Genomic DNA, 22,177 nt, shown 5'->3' with positions numbered 1-22,177 from the left:
GCCCTTAAGCTTGTTCTTGCTCGTCGACACCTTTTTCCATTGCCTTCCAAGCTAAAGTGGCACATTTAATGCGTGCAGGAAACTTAGCCACACCTTGAAGGGCTTCCATGTCCCCAAGGTCGATTCCTTCAATATCTACTTCTTTTCCCTGCATCATTTCCGAAAAGATATGAGACATTTTCAAAGCTTCATCGACTGATTTTCCTTTAATCGCCTGTGTCATCATAGAAGCTGATGACATACTGATCGAACAGCCTTCGCCGTCAAACTTGGCATCTTCGACTATTCCATCGTTTACTTGCAGCTGAAGTTGAATACGATCCCCGCAGGTAGGATTGTTCATATCTACCGTTAAGTGATCTCCTTCAAAGGACCCTTTGTTCCTCGGGTTTTTATAGTGATCCATGATGACTTGACGATATAGAGTATCTAAATTGTTAAAAGACATCACCAAAATACTCCTTTGTTGTCTGTAATGCGGATACAAACCGATCAATTTCATCTTCTGTATTATATAAATAGAAGCTTGCTCTAGCCGTAGCAGAAACTTCCAGCCATTTCATTAATGGTTGAGCACAGTGGTGGCCGGCTCTTACCGCGATTCCTTCTGCATCTAATACCGTTGCAACATCATGGGGGTGCACATCGGCAAGATTAAATGTAATCAAGCCAGCTCGATCTTCAGGACCATAAACAGTGAGTCCTTCCACTTGCTTCAGCTGTTCCATTGCATGGGCTACAAGCTTATGCTCGTGTTCTTCTATTTCCTCAAGACCTATCTCATTGAGAAAATCGATAGCTGCTCCCAGGCCAATGGCTCCAGCAATGATAGGAGTACCACCTTCGAACTTCCAAGGCAGTTCCTTCCAGGTAGAATCGTATAGATTAACGAAATCAATCATTTCTCCGCCGAATTCTACCGGCTCCATGTTATTTAAAAGATCCCTCTTACCATAAAGTACCCCAATTCCTGTAGGTCCACACATCTTATGCCCTGAGAAAGCATAAAAATCACAATCTAAATCCTGTACATCCACCTTAACATGCGGGGCACCCTGAGCACCATCTACAAGGATGACAGCATTATGCTGATGGGCAATTGCAGCCATTTCTTTTATAGGGTTAATCGTCCCCAGAACATTGGATACATGAGAAACTGCTACAATCTTTGTTTGATCCGTAATGGTTTCCTTTACATCCTCAAGATTAATGGTGCCATCAGGTTGTAAAGGTAGGTATTTTAACTCAGCCCCTGAATACTTAGCCAGCTGCTGCCATGGAATTAAATTACTGTGATGTTCCATAGGAGTAATTACGATTTCATCGCCAGCTTGAAGGTTTGCACGTCCGTAACTGGAAGCTACTGTATTGATAGCCGTTGTCGTTCCACGAGTAAACACGATCTCCTGCATACTCGAAGCGTTAATAAACCTTCTTACTTTTTCCCTGGCCCCTTCAAATTCGTCTGTAGCCACCGTACCCAGAGTATGCACCCCACGGTGGACGTTAGAATTATATCCGCGATAATATTCATTGACCTTATCAATTACAGTAGCAGGCTTTTGGGAAGTTGCGGAAGAATCCAGATAAACGAGCGGATGACCATTTACCTCTTGATGCAATATTGGAAATGCATCACGTACCGCTTTTACATCCATTAATAAACTTTCCTTTCAATGACCTGAGTTAATTGACGTTTAACAGCTTCTACAGGAAGTTGTTTAACGACGGGTGCAAGGAAACCATGGATGATAAGACGCTCTGCTTCAAATCTGGAGATTCCTCGGCTCATAAGATAATACAACTGCACAGGATCTACTCTTCCTACAGAAGCGGCATGACCTGCTGTTACATCATCTTCATCAATTAACAGAATCGGGTTTGCATCCCCGCGGGCGTCTTTACTCAGCATAAGGACACGTGATTCCTGCTCTGCATTAGATTTGGTAGCTCCATGTTCAATTTTTCCAATTCCATTAAAGATTGCTGAAGCTTTATCCTTCATAACCCCATGCTGCAGAATATATCCGTCTGATGCCTTCCCGAAGTGAGTGATGTTTGTAGTGAAATTCTGTTTTTGATCTCCTCGCCCAATGGCTACAGTTTTCGCATCCCCATTGGAATTATCGCCGAGTAAGTGTGTAATATTCTCAGAAACTGTGTTCCCTTCGTTCATCTGTCCCAGCGCCCATTCAATAGTAGCATCACGTTCCGCTACTCCGCGACGGTTGGCATAAACAGTAGTACCTGCTTCAAAGTTATCAACAGCACCGAAGGAAACTTTAGCGCCAGCCTGGGCAAATACTTCAGTTACCAGATTTGCGGAAGTTTTTTCTTCTTTATTGTGGGAAATATAGTTCTCGACATAAGTTACGGCACTGTTTTCCTCAGCCACCACTAACACGTGATTTATGAGTGAGGCTCGAGGGTCTTCCTGCCAGAAAATCACCTGTACAGGATCTTCAATCACTACATTCTTCGGAACATACAGGAAAATCCCTCCGTTCATTAAAGCAGCGTGAAGAGCTGTCAAACGATGTTCGTCAACGTGTACCGCGTCAGTCATATAATATTTCTCAACAAGTTCGGTGTGCTCTTTAACAGCAGTAGCCATGTCAGTAAAGATTACTCCTTGCTCTTTCAACTGCTCATCCACAGTGGCATAAGCAACTGTATGGTTACGCTGTATCACGAGGTTTTTCTGTTCTTTTTCTTTATCTAGAAAATCCTGGATTTCATCAGGAAGCTTTTCGAGATCATCAATCTTTTCCCCTTCCACCTGATGCGTGAACTCTGTAAAATTCCAACTGCTGATATTGGTTTTATCAGGCTTAGGTAAAGGCAGCGTTTCTGACTTCTCCAAGGCATTAAGGCGAAGTTTTTTCATCCAATCCGGTTCATTTAATCCTTGAGAGAATTGTGTAACATAATCTTTATCGTAAGGTAGTGAGACTTCTACAGTCATGGTATCCCTCCTATCGTGATTAAGCTTTTTGGCCAATGGTTTCGTCTTCGATGCCAAGTTCCTGCTTGATCCAGTCGTAGCCTTCCTCCTCAAGACGCTGAGAAAGTTCAGGACCGCCGGACTTAACCACTCGGCCTTGCATCATAACGTGTACCTTGTCTGGAGTAATGTAATTTAGGAGGCGTTGATAGTGTGTAATAATCAGGCAGCCAAACTTGTCATCACGCATTTGGTTAATACCTTTTGCTACTACTTTAAGTGCATCGATGTCAAGACCGGAATCAATTTCGTCTAAAATGGCAATTGCCGGTTGAATCATCATCAGTTGAAGAATTTCATTACGTTTTTTCTCACCGCCGGAGAAACCTTCATTTAGATAACGCTGAGCCATGTTTTTATCCATTTCAAGCGTATCCATTTTCTCATCCATTTCTTTAATGAACTTCATTAAGGAAATTTCATCGCCTTCCTCACGTTGAGCATTAATGGAAGAACGTAGGAAATCTGAGTTTGTAACGCCGCTGATTTCACTAGGATACTGCATCGCTAAGAAAAGGCCAGCCTGTGCTCGCTCGTCGACTTCCATCTCAAGGACGTTTTCTCCATCAAGCAGCACTTCACCTTTTGTTACTTCAAATTTAGGGTGACCCATAATTGCAGAAGCAAGGGTGGATTTTCCTGTTCCGTTCGGTCCCATAACTGCGTGAAATTCACCGCCATTGATGGTTAGATTTACACCTTTTAAAATTTCCTGACCTTCTATTTCCACGTGAAGATCTTTGATTTCTAGAGTTGATCCTGCCATAAGTAAAACCTCCAGTATCTATTATTATTGAAAGGGCTCGTTGATTGATATCAAAAACCATTCTCAATTTATTCTCATTACAATCTTATATCATTTAGAAACTGTTATCAACTTTTTTCGGTTGTTTCGACACCGCTCGACAAGCTTACGAAAGAATGAGTGAACTATTATGATAACAAGCTCTTCCGTCATTATACAAGAAAAAATCAGGCGACTAAAGTCACCTGATTGGTAAAGCATTATCTATGAAGCTGACGGTCCATGTCTTCAACCATTTTCTGACTCTGTTCGAATTCCCGCTGGCGTCTTTGTTCGACCTCTAGTCGTGTGTCCAACTTCCTGCTGTATTCGGCAAAGCTCAGATTGTGAGCTTGATGCATTGCTTTTTCCATTTCAGCAGTATAATTCAAATTCAGATCGTCATTAATAACGAATCAATCCTTTCAGATTTTTTACAATTTTTATATTATCACAGGTTTACTACCCCGGCCAAAGCCGGTATAAACGAGTTTGGAGTTCAGAATTGTAAAAAATCTTAATGAAAGCGGTTAAAAAAGACAGTTTTTCCAAATAGCTTCTTTTTACGGATAATTGCTAATGTACTGAATCTTTCAAATCTTGATACGCATCTTGAACAAGAGTGACTGCCTGACTCAAGGCTGCGCCTCCACCAAAAGCAGCCGCTACTCCGCATGCTTCTAATATTTCTTGTTCTGAGGCACCCTGATCTACGCACCCTTTCGTATGGTAAACCATGCAATATTCGTCCTAGGCTACAATGCTGATTCCTAGTGCCATCAGCTGTTTCTGCTTTTTAGTGAGTTCTCCCGCTTTAAAACAGGCTTCAGAAAATTGACTGAACTGCTGTGCTACTTCTGGAAGTTGTTCTGAAAAGTGCCCCATTCCTTCTTTATATTCCTGCAGGTACATCTTTGTCCAATTGACTTGCTCTTCCACTTAAATGACCTCCCATATAAAAATAGCGTAACTGCGGTTAGTATAAACCGCAGTTACGCATTTTATCCGCTATTTTGATTCGCCATCAACAGGGACGACCGCTCCATCATATTCCTCTTTAATAAAGTTTTGAATCTTATCAGAGTGCAAAACGTCAACTAAAGTCTTCAAGGCTTCTGAATCCTTGTCTTTACTTTGGGCAGCTATTACATTTACATACGGTGAATCGGAGCCTTCTAAAATGAGAGCATCCTCACTTGGATTTAATCCCGCTTCTATAGCATAGTTCGTATTAATCGCCACTAAAGCATTTTCCTCGCGCTTATAAGTTTCTGGAAGAAATGCAGCTTCTACACCAGCATCAAATTTTAATTTTTTTGGGTTTTTTACGATATCATCTACAGTTGCATCCACTTTATCCACATTTTCGTCAAGCTTAATGAGCCCTTCCCTTTCTAATAAGGAAAGAATCCGTCCATGATCAGCGACTGAACGGCTCATAATGACCGTTGTTCCTTCCTTTATCTCATCTTTGGAAGAAATGTTTTGTGAGTAGATCCCCATAGGTTCAATATGAATGCCGCCCATGTTCACAAAGTCGTACCCATTTTCTTTTTCCTGGGCTTTCAAATAAGGAATGTGCTGAAAGTAATTCGCATCTATACGTCCTTCATCAAGATCTTTGTTTGGTAAAATATAATCCTGATATTCCTCAATATTTAATGTGATCCCTTTTTCCTTTAAGATAGGTTTTGCCTTTTCAAGTACTTCTGCATGGGGAACACTCGTTGCACCTACCGTGATTTCCTTATCATTAGTGTCTCCGTTTGCAGAATCCTTTTCTGATGTTCCACAAGCTGATAATACGATAATAAAAGCTACGGCTAATAAGCCTGTCCATAATTTCTTCATTTCCAACTCTCCCTTTTTATCTTTTATCTAATTTTCGCGAAATGAAATCCCCGAAAAATTGAAATATAAATACAATTAGTACGATAAGAATGGTACAAAACAGCACAACATCAAAATCACTGCGCTGAAAACCATAATAATATCCAAAATCCCCAAGCCCGCCTGCTCCTATTACACCGGCAACAGCCGTATAACCGACTAACGCAATGGCGGTGACTGTAATTCCCGAGACGAGCGCAGGCATGGATTCAGGCAGTAAGACCTTGAATACAATCGTTGAGTATTTTGCTCCCATTGCTTTAGCAGCTTCTACAACCCCTTTATCCACTTCCTTCAAAGCGATTTCTACCAACCGGGCATAAAAAGGAGCTCCTCCAATAATTAATGCCGGAAGCGCTGCGTTTGGTCCCCGGATTGTTCCGATAAGAAAATCAGTAAACGGAAACAGCAATAGGATGAGAATAATAAAAGGAATCGCCCGGAAAACATTTACGATGGATGCTGTAATCCAATTCAGCACTTTGTTCTGCCACAGGCCGCCTGGTCCAGATAAATAAAGTAACAGACCCAGGAACAGACCAATTATAAATGTACCTGCGACAGAAATAACTGTCATATACAAAGTCTCATTGGTTGCCGTAATCATGTCTTCTATACGCACATTCGGAAATAACTGCTTAAACATCCGGGTTCACCTCCACTTCCACTGAGGTTTCGCGGCAAAAATTCACGGCCATTTCAATCTCTTCTTCTTCTCCTTCAAACTGCACAAACAAGGTTCCGTAGGCTCCTCGCTGTGTTTGAGTAATTTTACCGTGAAGAATATTAATATCGACCTGGAATTTTCGCGAAACCTCGCTGATCAAAGCTTGATTCGTGTCCTCACCGACAAAATGAAGCCTGACAACTTTTCCCGTCCGGTACGTATCGTGAATGAGTCGAAGTGAGCTTTCTCGTTCTGGATCCCCCATGACTTGATCGACAAATCTTTTTGTCACTTTTTCTTTCGGATGAAGGAAAACATTGAGGACATCTCCTTGTTCGACCACACGTCCGCTGTCCATTACCGCAACCTGGTGGCATATTTTCCTTATCACGTGCATCTCATGGGTAATTAATACAATCGTGAGTCCTAATTTTCGATTAATGTCTACGAGCAAGTCTAGTATGGAATCCGTAGTTTCAGGGTCAAGTGCAGACGTTGCTTCATCACATAAGAGAACTTTAGGATTATTAGCTAACGCTCTCGCAATACCTACCCGCTGTTTTTGTCCACCGCTCAGCTGAGATGGATAAGAGTTGCCTCTCCCGGATAAGCCCACCAACTCAATGAGTTCGTTCACGCGCTTCTCTCTATCTGCTTTCTTCGCCCCTGCTATTTCCAAAGGAAATGCGATATTGTCGTAGACTGTACGGGACCACAGCAAATTAAAATGTTGAAAAATCATTCCAATGTCCTGTCGAGCCAATCTGAGACTGTTCTTACTCAAGGAAGTCATTTCCTGATCTCCTATTTTCACACTTCCTCCGGTTGGGTCCTCCAGACGGTTCAACAAACGGATGAACGTACTTTTTCCAGCTCCGCTGTAACCGATCACGCCGAAGATTTCACCTTTGTTAATGTTTAAGCTCATTTGGTCCACGGCGCGCACAGGTTGATCCTGTGTATAAAACACCTTCGATAAATCTTTAATAGAAATCATCATGATCCTCCCCATAAAAAAACCTTTCTGTTCAAGAGAACAGAAAGGCAAAAATAACCTACTAACTGTTCTCTCATCTGCCAAAGCTGTGCTTTGCAGGAATTGGCACCATTTTGAGTATTCCTACTCAACGGTTGCCGGGCATCACAGGGCCAGTCCCTCCGCCTCTCTCGATAAGAGATTTATATAATTAATGTATTAATACTTTAAATGAATTAAGAAGCACAAAATGGATTGTAGCACTTCAATTAGACAAATGTCAACAAATAATAGCAATAAAAAAACTCTTCACAATGGAAGAGAAGGTCGGGCGCAATTCACATATCTATAGTTTTGCTGGATTCACCAAAACCACGCTGGATACCCGGTTGCTTGGTATCACAGGGCAGACTTTCCGTCTCAGTTGATAAGTGAGATATTCCTTATTCGTTCACCATTATGTTAGCATGGTAGGATACAGCAGTCAAAGTTTTAACAGAGGTGAAAAAAGTGACAAACGCTCCTTTATTTAAATTGCCTTACTTAAATTCTAGAGAGAATTATGAGTTGCAAATAGACATTGGTAAAGTCATTCTCATTACCTTTTGGGCGTCTTGGTGCCCTGACAGTGGAAGAGATATGCCAAAAAAAGAACAGCTTTTCCAAGCAATGGATCATGACCAGGTAAAAATGCTGACAATCAACGTTTCGGGTAGAGAACGATCTACTGAAGAAGCGGTTGATTTTGCGGAAAAATTCATTACACAGCCTGCTATAGCAGACCGCGGAAGAGAGATCTACGATTTATACAACTGTCAGGGGGTCCCCACTACAGTCATCATTGACACCAAAGGAAAAGTGGCTTATCAATTTGGCGATCAGGCGTCTTTTATGGAAATTGTGGAGGCACTCGGGTCTTTGCTGTAATCGTTATTTAGACAGCAAAAATAATGATTCTAAGAAAAGTACATTCCGGTAACTCCCTTTAATCGTCATTTGTTCCTTTGGAAGATTGGTGAGTTTCTGATCGCCGGTTAATAAAGAATGAAACATTTCCTGAGTGGAAGTCAGCCTTATTTTCCCGCCTATGTGCTCCGGCGGTTCAGTCTGTACCCCATTTTTATCAATAAATAATTGAATGGTAGCAGCAGGAATAGCATGAACTTCCAAAGTGAGGTGACGTTCTCGCCAAGTAGGAATGAGATCTTTTCGCTCATTCACTCTTTTTATCCACAAATTAATGAATTCCACCACAAATGCCCCCTCCTTTTCTTCATTAGAAATTTCGTGAAAAGGAGAGGGCATTCCTGTATATCACCAGGAAAATCGTTCGCCATTTCCCGGGAAATTCACTTATGAACTTACAAATTGTGAGACCTTATCATACATAAAAGGCACAGAATGAAATGCGTACACTTTATCAGTTGGTTTGCCATTCTCCGTAACTAGTAAACAGGGAACACTTTCTATTTTGTACTTTTGCATAAGTTCTGGATGAAGCGATGCATTTAACTCATAGAACAATTCTTTGTTATAAGAAGCTTCCAGTGTCTCCAGCATTTTTCTAGCCAAATGACACGTCCCGCAAAAAGGAGTGTGGATAAAGGTAAGAGCAAGCGTATCGTTATTAAGTTGTACATCAGCGTCTGAGTTCTCAATTGGATGCAAGGTGCTTCACTCCTCCTATATCAAATAAATGGATTTCACCTTAAAATGCCGGCTTAACAATGCTCTTGCAAGCTCGGGCTCAGGTGTCGCCGCCACCTCTCTGAAAGCTTTATCAATGTAGATATGATCCGCATGCGGAAGCTCTGAAGTAAGCATTTTCCTTAATTTATTACCGGAATCATCTTCGTCGACTAGAATATACACAGTTCGGTTATCCAGGTTATGTTCGAGTAACAGTTCCTCCAGACGTTCTATCCCAAGTGTCCCATGAGTACAAATGATCTCAACTTCTTCGTCTAGAATCTTTTTTAACTTTTTCTTATCCGTGATCCCTTCAACGATAACAATACGGTCTTCATTCATTCCTCTCACCCACTATATAGAAACAGACCATGCCGAACGCGGGCATGGTCTGAACATGATTAATTAAGTATACAAGATCATGTCAGACAAGGAAGCAACAGTTGCCCTGCCTGTACAAATTCCTTAAGAATACGATCGCCAAAATTAATCTTCGTTGATCATTTCTTCATACTGTTCTGGGGACATGAGTTCATCCAACTCAGAGGAATCCGCTGCTTCGATGATGACCATCCAGGCTTTATCGTAAGGTGACTCATTAACAAACTCCGGACTATCTTCCAGGTCTTCGTTAACTTCGACTACCTTTCCACTTAAAGGTGCATATAGTTCGGATACCGTTTTTACAGATTCCACACTTCCAAAAGGTTCGTCTGCTTGCAATTCCTCTCCCACTTCAGGAAGTTCTACAAACACAATGTCTCCCAGCTCAGATTGGGCAAAGTCAGTGATGCCAATGCGAAATTTGTTTCCTTCTTCTTTTACCCATTCGTGTTCTTCAGAGTAACGCAGATCTTTTGGTAAACTCATGTCAATCCCTCCAAATAATAATTATTATAAACACCATGTATAAACATAAAAGCTTACTGCTTTTATTTCCAATGTTTTGCTCAATTACAGCCAGTTTTCTTCAAATTGATCTGCTTTAAAACCTACTGTTACTTGGTTTCCATCTGTAACGATCGGCCGCTTTATGAGCATGCCGTCAGATGCTAACCAAGCAACCATTTGGCTGTCTTCGGCTTCTTTTAATTTTTCCTTCATATTCAATTCTCTATACCTTTTTCCGCTCGTATTAAAAAATTTCCGAGCTGGCAGATTGCTTTTTTCGATTAGGGATGAAAGTTCTTTCTCAGTTGGCGGATGCTCAACAATATGTACAGCTTGATAATCAATGCGATGGTCATCCAGCCAGCTTTTTGCCTTTTTGCAAGTACCGCAATTAGGGTACCAATAGAAGGTCAGGGTCATAAGCAGGCTCTCCTCTTTTCTTTTATTGGTTAATATTTTACCATACTATCCCTCAATCTATCATCGAAGTTAACCGAATTGCAAAGGTTCCTCCCTTTTACCATACATGATTTTAAAAATTCACACAAAAAACCCCTGCTGCTATGTCCTCTTAGCAGCAGGGAACGATCATGACAGACCATTACACGACATATTTTTCAGCATTGATAAGTGAAGCAGCAATTTTGCGTTTGAGGGCAATCACATTAATTGGGGTATGACGGGTAAGCTTTCTCAATGCTCCAAGCATCATTCTTAAAGAATCACCTGATTCAGCTGCAATTAACGTTTCCTTTGCATGAGCTTCTATTCTATTAAAAGCCTCCTGGACGTAAACCTGTGTGTAAAGCAGCTTTTGCTCCTGTTTTTCTTCCCCTGTTGCCAGAATCGCTTTTTCAGTCCGCAGAATTGCCGACTCCATATTATAAATTTCACCGGTAATATCGGCAATGTTCACTAACAGTTCCTGTTCGTTTTCTAATTTCTCTCCATACTTCTGGGCAGCTAGTCCGGCTGCTAGTAGTCCAATCTTCTTCGCATTTTTGAGCAGGTATTTCTCTTGTTCAAGAGGAGCATCACCTGGTTCCTCAGGCATCATTGTCATTATTTCTTCCTGTAAAGCCTGCGCTTTCTGCAGAAGCGGCAATTCACCTTTCATGGCTTTTTTCAAAAGGTTCCCTGGTACAATCATACGATTGATTTCATTCGTTCCTTCAAAAATACGGTTTATTCGTGAATCACGATACATTCTTTCCACTTCATACTCCTGCATAAATCCATAACCGCCATGGATCTGTACTGCTTCATCCACTGCGAAATCCAGAAGTTCCGTACCAAAGACTTTGTTTAAAGAACATTCGATTGCATATTCAGCAATGACCTTTGCAACAGCTGCACCATCTTTTAATTCTTCACTGCTTAGTTTGCCCATGCTCTGTTCAAACAGTCCTACTGTGCGATATACAGCACTTTCATTTGCGTACGTATTGCTGGCCACAGACGCTATCTTTTCTTGAATTAATGGAAAGCTTGCGATAGGTGTTTTGAATTGTTTCCGCTGCTTCGCGTACTTTACGGACAGCTCAACAGCTCGTTTTGCTCCTCCGACTCCACCGATCGCCAGTTTATAGCGGCCAACATTTAGAATGTTAAACGCGATTACGTGGCCTCTGCCGACTTCCCCTAAAACATTTTCTACTGGAACCTCCGCGTCTTCCAGAACAAGCGTACGAGTAGAAGAGCTTTTTATTCCCATTTTCTTTTCTTCCGGTCCGGTTGAGACACCTGGAAACTCACGTTCAACGATAAACGCACTGAATTTATCTCCATCGATTTTAGCATAGACAATAAATAGATCAGCAAATGCAGAATTCGTAATCCATTGTTTTTCTCCATTTAAAATATAATGTGTTCCGGCATCATTCAGCTTAGCTGTCGTTTTTGCTCCTAATGCATCCGAACCAGAACCCGGCTCCGTAAGAGCGTAAGCGGCCAGTTTTTCGCCAGTAGCTAATGCAGGTAGATATTGTTTCTTTTGATCTTCATTACCAAAGAACACGATAGGAAGCGAGCCAATACCGACATGAGCCCCATGGGTAACGGAAAAGCCTCCTGCTCGGGAAAATTTTTCAGTAATTAGTGAAGAACTAATTTTATCCAACTGAAGTCCACCATATTCTTCAGGTACATCTGCCCCAAGCAGACCAAGCTCACCTGCTTTTTTTAATAGAGCTACAGAATGCTCAAATTCATGATTTTCCAAGTTATCTATTTTGGGAACCACTTCTCCTAAAACGAAATCCTCAGCAGTTTTGGCAATCATACGGTGTTCATCTGAAAAGTCCTCCGGGGTAATGATGTGGTCTGCGGATACATCCTCAACGATAAAACTTCCGCCTTTAATCATTTCTTTTAATTCACTCATGATTGTTCCTCCTCCTAGATAAGTTCAAATACTCCGGCAGCACCCATTCCGCCGCCAATACACATCGTTACGACTCCAAACTGCTCATTTCTCCTTTTCATTTCATGAATCAAGCTCAGTGTAAGCTTTGTACCCGTACAGCCTAATGGATGGCCGAGGGCAATGGCACCCCCATTTACGTTCACTTTATCTGGATCAAGACCCAGTGCCCTGATTACACGTAAAGATTGAGAAGCAAAAGCTTCGTTCAACTCGAAAAGCCCGATATCATCTAAACTTAAACCAGCTAACTTCAGAGCTTTTGGTACAGCTTCCACAGGGCCGACACCCATGATTTCAGGCTCAACACCTGCCACGGCAAATGAACGAAATTTCACTAGAGGACGTAATCCTTCAGCGAGAGCTTTGTCTCTATCCATCACAAGTACAGAAGCTGCTCCATCGCTCATCTGCGATGAATTCCCCGCTGTTACTGATCCTCGCATATTAAAGGCAGGCTTTAATCCAGCAAGCACTTCAACCGTCGTCCCTGGCCGTACCCCTTCATCCATAGAAAAGAGGTGTTTATTTTCTGTGACTTTGTTATCCTCTCCCACGGTTCTGTTTGTGATTTCAACGGGCACCACTTCATCATCAAATTTTCCTTCGCGAATTGCAGTTGCCGCACGCTGATGACTTTGAGCAGCAAATGCATCCTGGTCTTCCCTTGAAATATCGAAACGGCTGGCCACTTCCTCAGCTGTATGCCCCATTGACATGTAATATTCCGGTGCATTCTCTACAAGGGATACATTTGGTTTTATGACATGGCCTCCCATAGGAATCAAACTCATCGACTCAGCCCCGCCGGCGATAGTCGTATCATTGTGGCCAATCATAATTTTTTCACACGCGTAAGCGATGCTTTGAAGTCCTGAGGAGCAATATCGGTTAATCGTAATAGCCGGCACCTTATGGTGAAGACCTGCTAAACCACAAATGTTCCTTGCCATATTCATTCCTTGTTCAGCTTCAGGCATAGCACAGCCAATAATCACATCATCGATATTTCCGTTATAGTCTCCAGCTCTCTTCAAAGTCTCTTTGATCGTTATGGCTGCCAGATCATCCGGTCTTGTTTGTGCCAGAGAACCTTTCTTAGCTCTCCCCACCGGTGTTCTTGCTCCTGCGACAATCACAGCTTCTTTCACAATTAGTCCCCCTCTGCATTGACTTAATTACGTAACGGTTTCCCCTTTAATAGCATGTGCTGCATTCTAGCCTGGGTTTTGGCTTCTCCAACGAGACTGAGAAATGCTTCTCTTTCTAAATCCAATAAGTATTGCTCGTCAACTAGTGAGCCCTCGTTCAATCGACCGCCTGACAAAACAAAAGCTAATTTTTCAGCGATTTTCAAGTCATGTTCAGTTGCATAACCACTAAGCGCCATCGACTTTGCTCCTAAGAGCATCGTTGCAAAGCCTTGTTCGCCTACAACAGGGACTTTTCTTCGTTTAGGTGCTTGATAGCCGGATCCAGCAAGCCCTAATACTTTTTGTTTTGCATCATGTAATAAGTGATCCTGGTTCACGCTAATGGAATCTCTTTGATCTAAAAACCCGCGTTCAAATGCCTCATCTGCTGAAGTGGATACTTTAGCAGTGGCAATAGTTTCAAAAACCGTGTTCGTCACTTTCTGCAAATCAATATCCACATCTTGAGGAACATTATTCAAATGCTTCAAATAAAGCTCTTTGTTTCCTCCTCCGCCTGGAATCAGCCCTACTCCTGTTTCTACTAAGCCCATGTACGTTTCCTGTGAAGCCTGGATGGCTGAACTCGGGAGACACACTTCTGCTCCACCACCGAGAGTCATTGAAAACGGAGCAGAAACAACGGGTTTATCCGCATATTTCACTCTCATCATTGCATCCTGAAACTGTTTGACAACCATTTCAATCTCAAAGAAATTAAAGTCCTGGGCTTCCATTAAGATCATGCCTAAATTGGCACCTACACAAAAATTTTTGCCCTGGTTTCCTATAATAAGACCTTCAAAATGCTGATCTACATGATCGACCGCAAAATTTATCATCTGAATAATATCAAGTCCAATGGCGTTACTTTTAGAATGAAATTCCAGTCCCGCCACGCCGTCACCTAAATCAATTAAGCTCGCGCCAGCATTCTTCTTGATCACTTCATGCGTGTCTTTTAAACGGCGGAGGTTAATTTCTTTAGGATTAAAGGTCAGTTTATTAAAATCTCCCTGATCGTAATAGAAAACGTTTCCATTTTCTTGCTTGTAAAAAGATGAATGACCTTCCTCAATCCATTTCTCTACCCATTCAGGGACTGTTTCCCCTTCCTGCTTCATACGTTCAGCCGCTTTCTCAAGGCCGACTGCATCCCAGATTTCAAACGGTCCAAGCTCCCAGCCAAATCCCCAGCGCATGGCTTCATCAATGGACCGAATGTCATCAGCGATTTCTCCGCAAAGTTCTGCTGAATATAACAGGACAGGCTTGATGATCGACCAAAGAAAGTCACCTGCCCTATCACCTTCTGCAGCCACCAGCGCTTTAATTTTACGCTTACTTCCTTTCTCCTGCTTTGCCATTTCCGTTGCTTTTGTCTTCAGCTTCTGTCGCGGCTCATAATCCATCGTTTCTGGATTAAGTTGTAAAATCTCACTGCCCTCCGGCCCTTTTTTCTTTAAAAAGAAGCCTTGACCGCTTTTTGAGCCCAGCCACTTTTTCTCAAGCATGGAGTTCATAAAATCAGGGACTTTAAATGCTTCTCTTTCTTCACCTTCAACTTTGTTATAGACGTTATTTGCCACGTGGATAAACGTATCCAGACCAACCACATCTAACGTTCTGAATGTAGCACTCTTAGGTCTTCCAATCAAAGGACCCGTAACAGAATCTACCTCGCCTATACTGAAACCGCCATCGATCATTTTCTGAACAGTGACCAGCAAACCATATGTCCCTATTCGGTTTGCGATAAAGTTAGGAGTATCCTTTGCTTGGACCACCCCTTTTCCTAAAAAATCTTCGCCAAAGCGCTTCATAAATTCAAGAACTTCAGGATCCGTATCTTTTGTAGGGATGACTTCTAATAACTTTAAGTATCGAGGAGGGTTGAAAAAGTGAGTACCCAGGAAATGGCTGCGGAAGTCTTCGCTGCATTCCTCCGACATTTCTTCAATGGATATTCCTGAAGTGTTAGAGCTTACTACACTGCCTGGCTTTCTGTGCCTGTCTATCTCAGCATGGACCTTCTTCTTCACCTCTAAATTTTCAACAACCACTTCAATTATCCAGTCCATTTCGCTCAGTTTTTCCATATCATCGGTCATGTTGCCGGTATCAATCAATTCGAGGCTTGCTTTGCTGGTAATTGGTGAAGGTTTCTGCTTCTTGAGAGCCGCTTTGTTCTGCTCAGCTATCCGATCTCGGACAGCTTTATCCTCAAGCGTTAACCCTTTTTTCTTTTCACTGTCATGTAATTCACGAGGGACAACGTCCAGCATTAGAGTAGGGATGCCTACATTAGCCAGGTGAGCTGCAATTCCTGCCCCCATTACCCCGATCCAAGGACAGCCGCACGCTTAATTTTACGAGTCATTTCTTTTCCCCCTATTGTTTTGAATGAATACTCATTCATTTTATAGCCAAAAAAATTTGCCTTCATTATTAACTTCCCACTCTTCTTTAACTATAAAATATTTTCAGATATTTCGCAATCCTTTTTCAACAGATTCTGCCATATTTTACTGTCAGAGCTCCCGTCAAGAAGCCCTGAACGATTTATTTACCTGCTACACCTTTAAGAACAAAAGCCACATTGGCAGGTCGTTCTGCTAATCGGCGCATAAAATAACCATACCAGTCGTTCCCATAAGGTACATAGACACGCATTTTGTAGCCTTCGTTCACCAATTCTTCCTGGCGCTCCACCCTGATCCCATACAGCATCTGAAATTCGAATTGGTCATTAGGAATATTATTCTCATCGACCAGCTGCTTTGTGAATTCAATAATTTGGTCATCATGCGTTGCAACTGCTGTATAATTTCCGTTTAGCAAATGGGTTTTTATGATCCGTTTATAGTTTTCATCCACATCTTTTTTGTCAGGAAAAGCTACTCTGGGAGATTCTTTGTACGCTCCTTTTACCAGCCGCAGATTGGGGTGATATTCATTAAGCTCGTCTATGTCTTCTGCGGTACGGTACAAGTATGCCTGCAGCACCGTTCCAATATTTTCGTGAGTGGAACGAAGTTTTTTAAACAGTTCCAGCGTTTTATCGCAACGGGCATGATCCTCCATATCGATCGTTACAAACACATTTTCTTCCTCAGCCGCTTCCAGAATCTTATGCATATTCTCGAGCACAAGTTCCTCCGAAATATCCAGCCCCATCGAAGTCAGCTTTAAGGAAAGTTGAGAATCTAAATGATGCTTACCAATTGCACGAATCGCTTCAATACATCCCTCTGCCGCTTCCTTCGCTTCTTTTTCACTGTCAATAAATTCTCCTAAATGGTCAATCGTTACAGCCATACCTTTCTTATTTAACTTTTGAATCGTATCTACTGCATTGGGTATCGTTTCACCAGCTACAAATCTTCCAGCTCCAAATCTCAACCCATACTTTTTAGCGAGCTTTGTAAAAAAACGGTTTTTTGATAAAAACAAAAAGAAATTTCGAAGAATTTGTTCCAATTCCAAGCCCCTACCCCAAGGTATAATTGAAGGAAAGCTATTTTTCTATTCTGCTTTCCTATTTGAAAATAAAGAAAATTAAAATTTGTAACCGATGACACTCTATATTTTATCATCTTTTCTCAAAAATGGGTATAAACCACTCGGCTGATTCGACGTTCATACGTAATTAATTTCCACATTTTATGAGGTTTTTCTCATATTCCAAATTACTCCGGGGATACTACAAGTGAAATGAAAAAAGGAGGGGTTTACCCATGCAGCAAAATCAAGGAAAAATGCAACAGGCTCAGCCTATGGCCCAAGCACCGAACGTCGTTACTACGAAAGATCAGCTGTACCTCACAGATATGCTTTCCTGGAACTTGAATGCCTGCAAAAAAGCTCATTTTTTTGCGCAAAGCTGTCAGACACCAGAGATTCAAGCGGCTTTGGAGGAAGCAGGTCAAATGCACCAGCGCCACTACAATAAGATTCTTTCACACTTAAATAACCAGGCTCAAGCGCCTAACTAAGGAGGACCTACGCGAATGAATCAGCAAAGCAGTAAAATCCAGAACCCTGAAACGACAGTCCCAAAAACTCCTCAGATGAATGAAAGAGATTTTCTTAACGACCAGCTTACGACCGAAAAATACATGACTGCTTCCTATAATATTGCATTAAATGAAGCAAGCAACCAAGAACTGTATCAGGATCTAGCTACGATTTTCAAAGAAACACAGGATTGTCAAAGAAACCTTTATAACCTAATGTTTAAAAATGGATGGTACAGCCTGGAACAAGCAGAGCAGATGAAAGTCCAGCAGGCTTATCAGCAGTTTAATGGGTATAAGTCACAACTTCCATACACAGTTCAATAATAGTAAAGCCCGGTGGTCCACACCGGGCTTTGCTTTATTATCCGACTGGCTCATAGCCTTGAGATTCAATCGCTTCTTTCATTAGTCCTTTGGTTACGTATGCTGCATCAAAGGATACATTTACCTTCCTGCTGCTAATATCAATTTCCACACCATAAACTCCTTCAAGAGCCTCAAGTGTTTCTTTTACCTGTTTTTCACTCTTTTCTCCGTTCATACCATTAACTTCAAGTGTTAATTCCATTTTTCAACATCCTTTCCACTATTGTTCCAAACTTTTACTCCAGCATCAGACTGTCTTAAATGAGACTAGTCTGAGCCCTTTCTTTTCTATTCCACAAAAGGGAGAATAAATAACGACAAAAACGAGGTTTTTCGATTATTTTTCATGTTCATCTTTAGTCAGATATAGATAATAATGATAAAATAATCTCATTATTGAAAAAGGCGGGATTTTGTTGAAGAAAGAAGTTTATTTGGGCGTAGCTATCGGCGGAGGAATAGGTGCCCTTTTGCGATTCTTATTGACCAATGCTCTGCAAACCGCAGAAAGCTTCCCATCCGGAACGTTATCCGCTAATTTAATTGGATGCTTTCTTTTAAGCTTTTTGTATGAAGTATTTTCTAAAAATACTACTCTCCCTCCTGTAATAAAAACCGCGATCACGACAGGGGGAATTGGTGCCTTTACTACTTTTTCCACACTTATTGTAGATAGCAATGAATTATTCCACCAATCATATCGACTCGCATTGCTTTATTTAGGAACGACAATTATAGGAGGCCTTGTTATGACAACTTGCGGCTTTGCAGCTGGGAGGAGATTTACATGATCCCAGCTTTTTGTGTATTTATCGGAGGGATAGCAGGAGCAATCTCACGATTTGAGCTAGGCAACAGGTTGAATAAAAGAAGTATTATTCCTTGGGGAACTGCAGCAGCCAACTTTACTGGAGGCTTATTATTGGGTGCCCTTTTTCACTATCATCAGGAAGTAGTTCTTCCAAATTGGCTCTGGCTGCTTCTTGGAACAGGTTTTTGTGGAGGATACACTACTTATTCTACATTTAGCTATGAAACGTTTTCCCTTATGAAGCAAGGAAAACTTGGTATGGCTGCTGGTTATCTACTCGGCTCCATTCTTATCACCCTGCTTGGTGTTGCAGTCATTGGACTCCTGATATAAAAAAATCCTTCTTCTAAAGGAAAAGAAGAGGATTTTATGTTACGTACAATAGGTTTGAATGGCAGATTCTAAAGAATGGATAAATTGAAGCCGTGAGGGAAGATTCGTTTCATACAACTCCTTTACCTGGACAGGAGTTATTCCGGTTACAGTGACTTCTGTCCCCATATAAAACAACGCAGTCATCAAACTAATTAAGACATGGATTCCATCCTTCTTGATATTTCCTACTGCAGTAAAATCAAACAATAAGCGATCTTTTTCCTTTCGCTGAGCTGCAACAAGCAGATTCTCCTGCACAGCGTCCAGTTTTTCCCACGTTAAGTCCCCAAATAAAGGGACGACAGCTGTAGTCGATGTTAATTCAATAAAAGGAGCAGAGAGTTTATTATTTTGCTGAACCGCTTTTTCAAGCTTTTCTTTTTCTTCCAGCAACTCAAAGTTTGTATCATTCAGTCTTGTTCGAAGCTTTGCCAGCGACTTTGCAACTTTACTGACCTGTTCATCTTTAGGTACAACGACAACTTGAGCATAAAGGTCATTGGTCCAGTTTACATAAAGGTCTGCGACAAAGGGATCCAGCTGATTCAAAGGTTTAAGAAGCACTTCAAGGTTTCTTTCCGTTTGAATTTTTTCCGGGATCACCCATGCCTTTACTTTGTCCCGGCTTTCTTCGTCGACTATCTGCAAAAAATCTTCCTGAAGTTGAAACAATCGAGCGGCTTCTCTTGAATAAGAGTGAATAGTAAAGTTTTTATTGATGATAAAGTAAGGCAGAGGAAACTCAAACTCAACTTGTTTCATTCATGATATCTTCCCTTCCCTGTTGAAACCACGTATTTAAATGGTTTAGATCCTTCACGATGATTACGTTTTCAGCTTCCATTCCGCTGAGGTCAAATTTTTTGGCCATTCGGCCGCCGACCATTATTAACGGCTTCCACTCTAAACGGGAAAAGCGCGTAATCACATCCTTAATGGTTGAGAGTCTGTAGCTCAAAGCCGCGGACAAACCTATAACGTCAGGTCTGAATTTGTTTATTTGAACTAAAGAGTGTTCGATGGGCAGGCTCGGACCCAGATAACGCACACTCCAGCCTTGGTCTTTAAATGCGTCAGAGACCATTTTCAATCCAATATAGTGCTGCTCCTCTTCCACCCCAAAAAAAAGAGCTTTTCTTTTTAATTGGTTGTTCTTAGCAGGCAGGAATCCTTCCGATTTGATCTGCGATAAAATAAAGTCACACACAGCGGTTGCCAGGTGTTCATCTGCCACTGAAATCTTATTTTTTTCCCATAGTTCCCGATGTAATACATGGCATACGTAATAATTTCTTCGTATACATATAACCGGGAAGAATAGGTTAATAATTCCCTTGTATATTCCAAAGCTGAGTCCTCTTCTCCTTCCAGAAAGAATTGGGCCAGCGTTAAATGCGGCTTTTGATCCAATTTGATCACCTCTTATCGCTGAAGGGAATGTAGTGTATGAAGCCCCTCTTGTAAATAGTTAATAAAAGCAGTTCGTTCCTCGTCATTTTCCCATGTGGCATTTTTCAGAAGCCGTATAATTCTTTCATAATTATCTATAATCAAGCCAGTCCCTACTCCTCTTGAAGTAAGAACATTGTTCAGCCATTTTGTATAATCTAAAAAGAAATCCGCGCTTTCCATTTCAAATGCGGAAGATAGATGATCTAAATGATGGTAATTATCTTCTTCCGTTCTTTCTCTTCCATTATTTCCGAACCGCTCCCATAACTCTGGATAAGCAACATAGATTTCTTCAACCACTTGATGAACCAACGTATCTTTTTCGAGCTTTTTCATAATGCTACAACCTCATATTTGGTTACTTTAGGGACGATCCCTTGCAGTTCTTCATCCGGGTACCTTTTTTCCAGCTCATGAATTTCCTTAAATTGTTTGCTGCGAACCCAGTCCAAATAATATGCTTTGTTTTCCCATTCTAAATGTACAGTCAGTTCACCCTGTTTGCGGTCATTTTGTAATAATTGAAAAGAGATGAATCCGGGTGCCTCATCGACTAAACGGGAACGCTTTTTATAAATTGCTATTAAATCATCAGCTTTATGCTCAGGTACGACTACAGTAGAATCTACGATAAACATCACGGGTAACTCCATTTCTAAATAAACTTGTTGAAAACTATTCTATCATATTATTGTGATATCTTTAAAACAACCCACCACCCATCCATGATTGTAAATAAAAAACACCGGAGATTTTCCGGTGTTTCATAAAGCGTGGACACGCACATAGGTTTTAATTGAATATTACTTCGTCTATCACGTGCATTTCTTCGTGATCAAGCAGGTTTTTATTAATCATTTCATCCGCTTCTTTGTTCATATTATCCTGCAGGTCTTTTAATTCTTCCTTATCGCCTACTAGATATATTCGTTCCCAACCGTATTCTTTGGCAAGTTTATCAAGCTTCGGTGCAACACTTTTGTACCACCGATATCGGTTAGCTTCGAAACGCTCTTTAAATTCATCTTTTTTGGAGGATTTTGCCCCTCCTGAACCCATGGATGGCTGGGCAGCATGCGGACCTTGGTGAAGTCTCCAGCTTTGTGTATCCAGATCCAGCTCAAATAATCGAGTATCATTCAAAGTCCCCAACTCTGCATCAATTAACTTTATTTGTTCCTTTTGGGTTAAAATGATCCCGGTTTTCGGGAATTCATTGTATATTTCTTTAAGCTGGTTAAGTGCAGGAGTTTCCTCCCAAAAGAATTCTGTTTTTACAGGCATTTGGAACCTTTCTGCAAACCAGACGGTATCGTCTGCTGTAGCAAAAAGAATGGCACTCTTACCAAAATGCTGCTCATTACGCTCGATGAAATCTTCTACTTTTTCCTTAACTGCCCAGAAATTCCTTTTTTCATCAGCATCTCCGTCTTCCTGTACGTACGTTTCAAAATTATTTAATCCGTTTTTTAAGTGTATTTTCCATTCTCCCCTTGTTGTTCAGGGTCAGATGGATCTGTGTTTAAATACATGGAAAATACTCGGTTCGGTTTTTCCAAATGTACGCTTTCTAATTGTTTTATTACTTTATACATATCCATAATCAACTCGACTCCTTTTCCACATTAAAATCGTTAC

The 22,177-nt window shown here is 41.3% G+C and carries 28 protein-coding genes, 2 pseudogenes and 1 riboswitch; of the genes and pseudogenes, 5 read left to right on the top strand and 25 right to left on the bottom strand.

Annotation, left to right across the window (positions count from 1 at the left end; all coding sequences use genetic code 11):
* Window positions 1–4 precede the first annotated feature (4 nt).
* The 9 genes and pseudogenes from sufU to MUN89_RS08950 all read right to left on the bottom strand — a co-directional run bounded on the left by sufU (window position 5) and on the right by MUN89_RS08950 (window position 7,342).
* Window positions 5–448, bottom strand: coding sequence for a Fe-S cluster assembly sulfur transfer protein SufU (gene sufU / locus MUN89_RS08990; protein WP_244713014.1), 444 nt, complete (start codon window positions 446–448; stop codon window positions 5–7).
* Window positions 438–1,658, bottom strand: a complete 1,221-nt coding sequence (locus MUN89_RS08985; RefSeq protein WP_244713013.1) for a cysteine desulfurase — start codon at window positions 1,656–1,658, stop codon at window positions 438–440. Before MUN89_RS08985 ends, sufU begins: the two co-directional genes overlap by 11 nt.
* The gene (sufD, locus tag MUN89_RS08980) at window positions 1,658–2,965 is read right to left on the bottom strand and encodes a Fe-S cluster assembly protein SufD (RefSeq protein WP_244713012.1); all 1,308 of its coding nucleotides are present in this window, start codon (window positions 2,963–2,965) and stop codon (window positions 1,658–1,660) included. Before sufD ends, MUN89_RS08985 begins: the two co-directional genes overlap by 1 nt.
* A gap of 19 nt (window positions 2,966–2,984) precedes the next feature.
* On the bottom strand, window positions 2,985–3,770 hold the full coding sequence (sufC, locus tag MUN89_RS08975) for a Fe-S cluster assembly ATPase SufC (protein ID WP_244713011.1): 786 nt from the start codon (window positions 3,768–3,770) through the stop codon (window positions 2,985–2,987).
* A 239-nt stretch (window positions 3,771–4,009) separates the two neighbouring features.
* Entirely contained in the window at window positions 4,010–4,180 is a 171-nt protein-coding gene (locus tag MUN89_RS08970; protein WP_244713010.1) for a YuzK family famiily protein, read from the bottom strand.
* A gap of 184 nt (window positions 4,181–4,364) precedes the next feature.
* Window positions 4,365–4,700, bottom strand: a pseudogene (locus tag MUN89_RS08965) (carboxymuconolactone decarboxylase family protein).
* A 96-nt stretch (window positions 4,701–4,796) separates the two neighbouring features.
* Entirely contained in the window at window positions 4,797–5,639 is an 843-nt protein-coding gene (locus MUN89_RS08960) for a MetQ/NlpA family ABC transporter substrate-binding protein (protein WP_244713009.1), read from the bottom strand.
* Between the two features lie 16 nt (window positions 5,640–5,655).
* A complete protein-coding gene (locus MUN89_RS08955) occupies window positions 5,656–6,324 on the bottom strand; it encodes a methionine ABC transporter permease (RefSeq protein WP_244713008.1) in 669 nt (222 codons plus the stop codon).
* Window positions 6,317–7,342: a methionine ABC transporter ATP-binding protein gene (locus tag MUN89_RS08950; RefSeq protein ID WP_244713664.1), complete on the bottom strand. Its 1,026-nt coding sequence runs from the start codon at window positions 7,340–7,342 to the stop codon at window positions 6,317–6,319. The genes MUN89_RS08955 and MUN89_RS08950 overlap by 8 nt, the downstream gene beginning before the upstream one ends.
* Window positions 7,343–7,412: 70 nt before the next feature.
* Window positions 7,413–7,522: riboswitch (SAM riboswitch) on the bottom strand.
* 300 nt (window positions 7,523–7,822) lie between these two features.
* On the opposite strand from MUN89_RS08950, the gene MUN89_RS08945 reads away from it, so the two are divergent.
* Window positions 7,823–8,248, top strand: coding sequence for a TlpA family protein disulfide reductase (locus MUN89_RS08945; RefSeq protein ID WP_244713007.1), 426 nt, complete (start codon window positions 7,823–7,825; stop codon window positions 8,246–8,248).
* Between the two features lie 3 nt (window positions 8,249–8,251).
* On the opposite strand, the gene MUN89_RS08940 is transcribed toward MUN89_RS08945, so the two are convergent.
* The 9 genes and pseudogenes from MUN89_RS08940 to MUN89_RS08900 form a co-directional block, all read right to left on the bottom strand.
* Window positions 8,252–8,575 carry a hypothetical protein gene (locus tag MUN89_RS08940; protein WP_244713006.1) on the bottom strand — a complete coding sequence of 108 codons (324 nt, stop codon included), beginning with the start codon at window positions 8,573–8,575 and terminating at the stop codon, window positions 8,252–8,254.
* A 99-nt stretch (window positions 8,576–8,674) separates the two neighbouring features.
* Window positions 8,675–8,989, bottom strand: coding sequence for a thioredoxin family protein (locus MUN89_RS08935; protein WP_244713005.1), 315 nt, complete (start codon window positions 8,987–8,989; stop codon window positions 8,675–8,677).
* Window positions 8,990–9,004: 15 nt separating this feature from the next.
* Complete coding sequence (locus MUN89_RS08930; protein ID WP_244713004.1) at window positions 9,005–9,352, bottom strand: toprim domain-containing protein; 348 nt, start codon at window positions 9,350–9,352, stop codon at window positions 9,005–9,007.
* Window positions 9,353–9,496: 144 nt separating this feature from the next.
* Window positions 9,497–9,880 (bottom strand): glycine cleavage system protein GcvH, encoded by a 384-nt coding sequence (gene gcvH, locus MUN89_RS08925; protein WP_244713003.1) that lies wholly within the window; start codon window positions 9,878–9,880, stop codon window positions 9,497–9,499.
* 84 nt (window positions 9,881–9,964) lie between these two features.
* Window positions 9,965–10,321 carry an arsenate reductase family protein gene (locus MUN89_RS08920; RefSeq protein WP_244713002.1) on the bottom strand — a complete coding sequence of 119 codons (357 nt, stop codon included), beginning with the start codon at window positions 10,319–10,321 and terminating at the stop codon, window positions 9,965–9,967.
* A gap of 181 nt (window positions 10,322–10,502) precedes the next feature.
* Window positions 10,503–12,284 carry an acyl-CoA dehydrogenase family protein gene (locus tag MUN89_RS08915; protein ID WP_244713000.1) on the bottom strand — a complete coding sequence of 594 codons (1,782 nt, stop codon included), beginning with the start codon at window positions 12,282–12,284 and terminating at the stop codon, window positions 10,503–10,505.
* Window positions 12,285–12,298: 14 nt separating this feature from the next.
* Window positions 12,299–13,474: an acetyl-CoA C-acetyltransferase gene (locus MUN89_RS08910; protein WP_244712998.1), complete on the bottom strand. Its 1,176-nt coding sequence runs from the start codon at window positions 13,472–13,474 to the stop codon at window positions 12,299–12,301.
* A gap of 23 nt (window positions 13,475–13,497) precedes the next feature.
* Window positions 13,498–15,896: pseudogene (locus MUN89_RS08905) on the bottom strand (3-hydroxyacyl-CoA dehydrogenase NAD-binding domain-containing protein).
* 182 nt (window positions 15,897–16,078) lie between these two features.
* Window positions 16,079–16,996 (bottom strand): proline dehydrogenase family protein, encoded by a 918-nt coding sequence (locus tag MUN89_RS08900; RefSeq protein ID WP_244712996.1) that lies wholly within the window; start codon window positions 16,994–16,996, stop codon window positions 16,079–16,081.
* A gap of 257 nt (window positions 16,997–17,253) precedes the next feature.
* On the opposite strand from MUN89_RS08900, the gene MUN89_RS08895 reads away from it, so the two are divergent.
* Together MUN89_RS08895 and MUN89_RS08890 are read left to right on the top strand one after the other, a co-directional pair.
* Window positions 17,254–17,511, top strand: a complete 258-nt coding sequence (locus MUN89_RS08895; protein ID WP_244712995.1) for a hypothetical protein — start codon at window positions 17,254–17,256, stop codon at window positions 17,509–17,511.
* 15 nt (window positions 17,512–17,526) lie between these two features.
* Complete coding sequence (locus MUN89_RS08890) at window positions 17,527–17,859, top strand: spore coat protein (RefSeq protein WP_244712994.1); 333 nt, start codon at window positions 17,527–17,529, stop codon at window positions 17,857–17,859.
* Window positions 17,860–17,896: 37 nt separating this feature from the next.
* On the opposite strand, the gene MUN89_RS08885 is transcribed toward MUN89_RS08890, so the two are convergent.
* A complete protein-coding gene (locus MUN89_RS08885) occupies window positions 17,897–18,103 on the bottom strand; it encodes a cation transporter (protein ID WP_244712993.1) in 207 nt (68 codons plus the stop codon).
* A gap of 214 nt (window positions 18,104–18,317) precedes the next feature.
* Between MUN89_RS08885 and crcB (MUN89_RS08880) the strand changes: the two genes are divergently transcribed.
* A complete protein-coding gene (gene crcB / locus MUN89_RS08880; RefSeq protein WP_244712991.1) occupies window positions 18,318–18,692 on the top strand; it encodes a fluoride efflux transporter CrcB in 375 nt (124 codons plus the stop codon).
* Entirely contained in the window at window positions 18,689–19,045 is a 357-nt protein-coding gene (gene crcB / locus MUN89_RS08875; protein ID WP_244712990.1) for a fluoride efflux transporter CrcB, read from the top strand. Before crcB (MUN89_RS08880) ends, crcB (MUN89_RS08875) begins: the two co-directional genes overlap by 4 nt.
* Window positions 19,046–19,084: 39 nt before the next feature.
* Here crcB (MUN89_RS08875) and MUN89_RS08870 read toward each other — a convergent pair whose 3' ends face one another.
* The 6 genes from MUN89_RS08870 to MUN89_RS21985 form a co-directional block, all read right to left on the bottom strand.
* On the bottom strand, window positions 19,085–19,849 hold the full coding sequence (locus MUN89_RS08870) for an STAS domain-containing protein (protein WP_244712989.1): 765 nt from the start codon (window positions 19,847–19,849) through the stop codon (window positions 19,085–19,087).
* A complete protein-coding gene (locus MUN89_RS08865) occupies window positions 19,836–20,321 on the bottom strand; it encodes a cobalamin B12-binding domain-containing protein (RefSeq protein ID WP_244712988.1) in 486 nt (161 codons plus the stop codon). The genes MUN89_RS08870 and MUN89_RS08865 overlap by 14 nt, the downstream gene beginning before the upstream one ends.
* 188 nt (window positions 20,322–20,509) lie before the next feature.
* Window positions 20,510–20,875 carry a hypothetical protein gene (locus MUN89_RS08860; protein WP_244712987.1) on the bottom strand — a complete coding sequence of 122 codons (366 nt, stop codon included), beginning with the start codon at window positions 20,873–20,875 and terminating at the stop codon, window positions 20,510–20,512.
* A complete protein-coding gene (locus MUN89_RS08855; RefSeq protein ID WP_244712986.1) occupies window positions 20,872–21,177 on the bottom strand; it encodes an antibiotic biosynthesis monooxygenase family protein in 306 nt (101 codons plus the stop codon). The genes MUN89_RS08860 and MUN89_RS08855 overlap by 4 nt, the downstream gene beginning before the upstream one ends.
* A 154-nt stretch (window positions 21,178–21,331) precedes the next feature.
* Window positions 21,332–21,823 (bottom strand): VLRF1 family aeRF1-type release factor, encoded by a 492-nt coding sequence (locus MUN89_RS21990; RefSeq protein ID WP_318036127.1) that lies wholly within the window; start codon window positions 21,821–21,823, stop codon window positions 21,332–21,334.
* 185 nt (window positions 21,824–22,008) lie between these two features.
* Window positions 22,009–22,140: a hypothetical protein gene (locus MUN89_RS21985; protein ID WP_318036126.1), complete on the bottom strand. Its 132-nt coding sequence runs from the start codon at window positions 22,138–22,140 to the stop codon at window positions 22,009–22,011.
* Window positions 22,141–22,177 lie beyond the last annotated feature (37 nt).

It is taken from the genome of Halobacillus salinarum, assembly GCF_022919095.1.
GTDB classification, from domain to species: domain Bacteria; phylum Bacillota; class Bacilli; order Bacillales; family Halobacillaceae; genus Halobacillus_B; species Halobacillus_B salinarum.
This window is presented reverse-complemented; position numbering and strand designations above follow the sequence as displayed.

Coding starts and splice junctions, on each gene's coding strand:
- sufU (WP_244713014.1), bottom strand. CDS start 448: ATGTCTTTTAACAATTTAGATACTCTATATCGTCAAGTCATCATGGAT.
- MUN89_RS08870 (WP_244712989.1), bottom strand. CDS start 19,849: ATGAAACAAGTTGAGTTTGAGTTTCCTCTGCCTTACTTTATCATCAAT.
- MUN89_RS08920 (WP_244713002.1), bottom strand. CDS start 10,321: ATGACCCTGACCTTCTATTGGTACCCTAATTGCGGTACTTGCAAAAAG.
- sufC (WP_244713011.1), bottom strand. CDS start 3,770: ATGGCAGGATCAACTCTAGAAATCAAAGATCTTCACGTGGAAATAGAA.
- MUN89_RS08985 (WP_244713013.1), bottom strand. CDS start 1,658: ATGGATGTAAAAGCGGTACGTGATGCATTTCCAATATTGCATCAAGAG.
- MUN89_RS08950 (WP_244713664.1), bottom strand. CDS start 7,342: ATGATTTCTATTAAAGATTTATCGAAGGTGTTTTATACACAGGATCAA.
- sufD (WP_244713012.1), bottom strand. CDS start 2,965: ATGACTGTAGAAGTCTCACTACCTTACGATAAAGATTATGTTACACAA.
- MUN89_RS21985 (WP_318036126.1), bottom strand. CDS start 22,140: ATGGATATGTATAAAGTAATAAAACAATTAGAAAGCGTACATTTGGAA.
- MUN89_RS08890 (WP_244712994.1), top strand. CDS start 17,527: ATGAATCAGCAAAGCAGTAAAATCCAGAACCCTGAAACGACAGTCCCA.
- gcvH (WP_244713003.1), bottom strand. CDS start 9,880: ATGAGTTTACCAAAAGATCTGCGTTACTCTGAAGAACACGAATGGGTA.
- crcB (WP_244712990.1), top strand. CDS start 18,689: ATGATCCCAGCTTTTTGTGTATTTATCGGAGGGATAGCAGGAGCAATC.
- MUN89_RS08860 (WP_244712987.1), bottom strand. CDS start 20,875: ATGAAAAAGCTCGAAAAAGATACGTTGGTTCATCAAGTGGTTGAAGAA.
- MUN89_RS08960 (WP_244713009.1), bottom strand. CDS start 5,639: ATGAAGAAATTATGGACAGGCTTATTAGCCGTAGCTTTTATTATCGTA.
- MUN89_RS08855 (WP_244712986.1), bottom strand. CDS start 21,177: ATGTTTATCGTAGATTCTACTGTAGTCGTACCTGAGCATAAAGCTGAT.
- MUN89_RS08930 (WP_244713004.1), bottom strand. CDS start 9,352: ATGAATGAAGACCGTATTGTTATCGTTGAAGGGATCACGGATAAGAAA.
- MUN89_RS08895 (WP_244712995.1), top strand. CDS start 17,254: ATGCAGCAAAATCAAGGAAAAATGCAACAGGCTCAGCCTATGGCCCAA.
- MUN89_RS08915 (WP_244713000.1), bottom strand. CDS start 12,284: ATGAGTGAATTAAAAGAAATGATTAAAGGCGGAAGTTTTATCGTTGAG.
- MUN89_RS08885 (WP_244712993.1), bottom strand. CDS start 18,103: ATGGAATTAACACTTGAAGTTAATGGTATGAACGGAGAAAAGAGTGAA.
- MUN89_RS21990 (WP_318036127.1), bottom strand. CDS start 21,823: ATGCCTGTAAAAACAGAATTCTTTTGGGAGGAAACTCCTGCACTTAAC.
- MUN89_RS08955 (WP_244713008.1), bottom strand. CDS start 6,324: ATGTTTAAGCAGTTATTTCCGAATGTGCGTATAGAAGACATGATTACG.